Annotated in this window: 1 rRNA gene and 1 pseudogene; both read left to right on the plus strand. The window is 70.6% G+C overall.

The window, feature by feature from the left end:
* Positions 1-106 (plus strand): 5S ribosomal RNA (gene rrf, locus ACK5F2_RS08550); the annotation flags it as partial.
* 339 nt (positions 107-445) lie between these two features.
* Positions 446-2,537 (plus strand): annotated as a pseudogene (locus ACK5F2_RS08555) (alpha-2-macroglobulin); the annotation flags it as partial.

The raw sequence follows: 2,537 nt of genomic DNA on the forward strand, positions 1-2,537 counted from the left end.
ACCATAGCGAGTTGGTCCCACTCCTTCCCATCCCGAACAGGACAGTGAAACGACTCCGCGCCGATGATAGTGCGGGTTCCCGTGTGAAAGTAGGTCATCGTCAGGCTATTTACACCTCAAAACCCCTCCCAGCCAACGCTGGGAGGGGTTTTGTTTTTTACCGAATATCGAGGCTCTCATTGAGAGAGCCTCCTCAGATATGGGTACTGCGGGCTACGTTCCCGCTTTCGAATTCATGTCCCGGCAATCCCCACAATTGACGGTGCGGCGCGCGCACCGTGGCGCCGAGGGCTGACCTAGACTCACCAGCAGATTGAACCATCGGCCCGGGAGGCCCATGAAGCTGGTCAAAGCTCTATTTCGCGCCCCTGTCGCGGGCTCTTCGTATTCCTTCGCTGAGCGCGTTCCCGCGGTATCGCGTGTGGTTTGCTCCGCATCCCTTGCATTGACCGCGCTTCTGGCCCCTTCGCTGCAGGCCTTTGCGGTGACGGTCAGCAGCGTGAGCCCGCAGGGCGAGGTGCGCGAGGTGCGGCAGCTGCGCCTGCGCTTTTCCGAGCCCGTCGTGCCCCAGGGCGACCCGCGCCTGCCGGCCCCGGCCGAGCTCAGCTGTGAGGGCCTGCCCGCGCCCAAGGGCGATGGCCGCTGGTCCCAGGCTAGCGAGTGGCTGTTCGATCTGGCTCAGCCCCTGCCCGCGGGCAGCCGCTGCCGCATCCAGCTCAAGGCCGCATTCAAGCCCCTGCAGGGCGAGCTCAGCGGCCCGCGCGAGTTCAGCTTCAGCACCGCGGCGCCGGCCGTGCTCCAGGTGGAGCCCTGGCCCGGCAGCCGCATCGAGGAAGACCAGGCCTTCTTGCTCCAGCTCAGCGGGCCCATCCGGGCCGAGAGCCTGACGCGCGGTGCCTGGTGCGAGGTGCAGGGCATCGGCGAACGCCTGCCCCTGCGCGTGATCGAGGGGGCGCCGCGCGAGGCCCTGCTCAAGGCCCGCCGCGTGCCCAAGGCCCAGCAGGCCCAGCAGCTTCTTGTCAGTTGTCAGCGCCCGCTGCCGCCCAAGGCCAAGCTGCGTCTGGTCTGGGGGCCAGGTATTGCCTCGGCGCTGAACCCGCAACTGCTCACCCGTGCCGAGCAGCGCTTCGACTACGAGGTGCGTGAACCGCTCACGGCCGAATTCAGCTGCGAGCGCGAACGCGCCGGCGCACCCTGCCTGCCGATCCGGCCGGTGGTGCTGCGCTTCTCCGAGCCGGTGCCGCGCGAGCAGGCCCTGGCCGTGCGCCTCAAGCCCGCCGAGGGCGGCGCGGCCCTGGCGCCGGTCGTGGACAAGGACGACAAGTCCACCGAGCTCTCCGAGCTGCGCTTTCCCACGCCCCTGGCCGAGAACGCGGCCTATCAGATCGAGCTGCCCGCCGGGCTCAAGGACCAGAGCGGCCGCGCCCTGGCCAATGCCGCCAGCTTTCCGCTCAAGATCAGCACCGGTGGCGCGCCGCCCCTGGCCAAGTTCGCGGCCGCGCCCTTCGGCGTGATCGAGCTGCCCACCGAGCGGGATGCGCCGGGGCCGGCCCTGCTGCCGGTGACCCTGCGCCACACCCAGGAGGATCTGGCCGGCCAGAAGGCCAGCGCCGGCCGGGTGCAGATCAAGCGCCTGGACAGCGATGCCGAGATCCTGGCCGCCTATCTGCGCCTCAAGCGCTGGCATGAGAGCCAGCTGCCGGCGCGCGAGCTGGGCCTGCCGCAAAGCCAGTGGACCGAGCTGGTGGAGGATGAGGGACCGAACGGCCAACGCCGCCAGCGCCGCGTGGAGCGCTATGTGCACACGCGCGAGCTGTCCATGCTGGCGCGCGAGTCCGGCGTGCAAGACCTGGCCCTGCCCAGCCTGGCCACGCCGGCCGGCGCACCGCCGCGACCCTTCGAGGTGCTGGGCCTGCCCATCGCCAGCCCCGGCTACCACGTGGTGGAGATCGCCTCGCGCCGCCTGGGCCAGGCCCTGCTGGACAAGGCCCAGCCCATGTATGTGCGCACCGGGGTGCTGGTCACCAATCTGGGCGTGCACTTCAAGTGGGGACGCGAGAACAGCCTGGTCTGGGTCACCAGCCTGGACCGCGGCCGCCCCGTGCCCGGCGCCGAGGTGGCGGTGAACGACTGCCGCGGCAAGCGCCTGTGGGCCGGCCGCACCGATGAGCAGGGCCGCGCCCTGGTGCCCGAGGCCCTGAGCCTGCCCAGCGGGCCGGGCCAGCGCTGCGAGGGCGAGTACGGCTTCTTCGTCACGGCCCGCGCCGCCGCGCCCGGCGGCGCGCGCGACATGGCGTTTGTGTTCAGCAGCTGGAACCGCGGCATCGAGTCCTGGCGCTTCAACCATCCCACGGCCCGCGGCGCCCAGCCCGACAGCCGCGCCCACAGCGTGCTGGACCGCAGCCTGCTGCGCGCGGGCGAGACCCTGTCCATGAAGCATTTCTTCCGCGAGGAGACGGGTCAGGGCCTGCGCCTGGCCAAGGAAGGCGGCCGGCCCGAGCGGGTGCGCCTGCTGCACGAGGGCAGCGGCCAGGAGA

This window comes from Roseateles sp. (assembly GCF_046300915.1).
GTDB lineage: Bacteria > Pseudomonadota > Gammaproteobacteria > Burkholderiales > Burkholderiaceae_C > Kinneretia.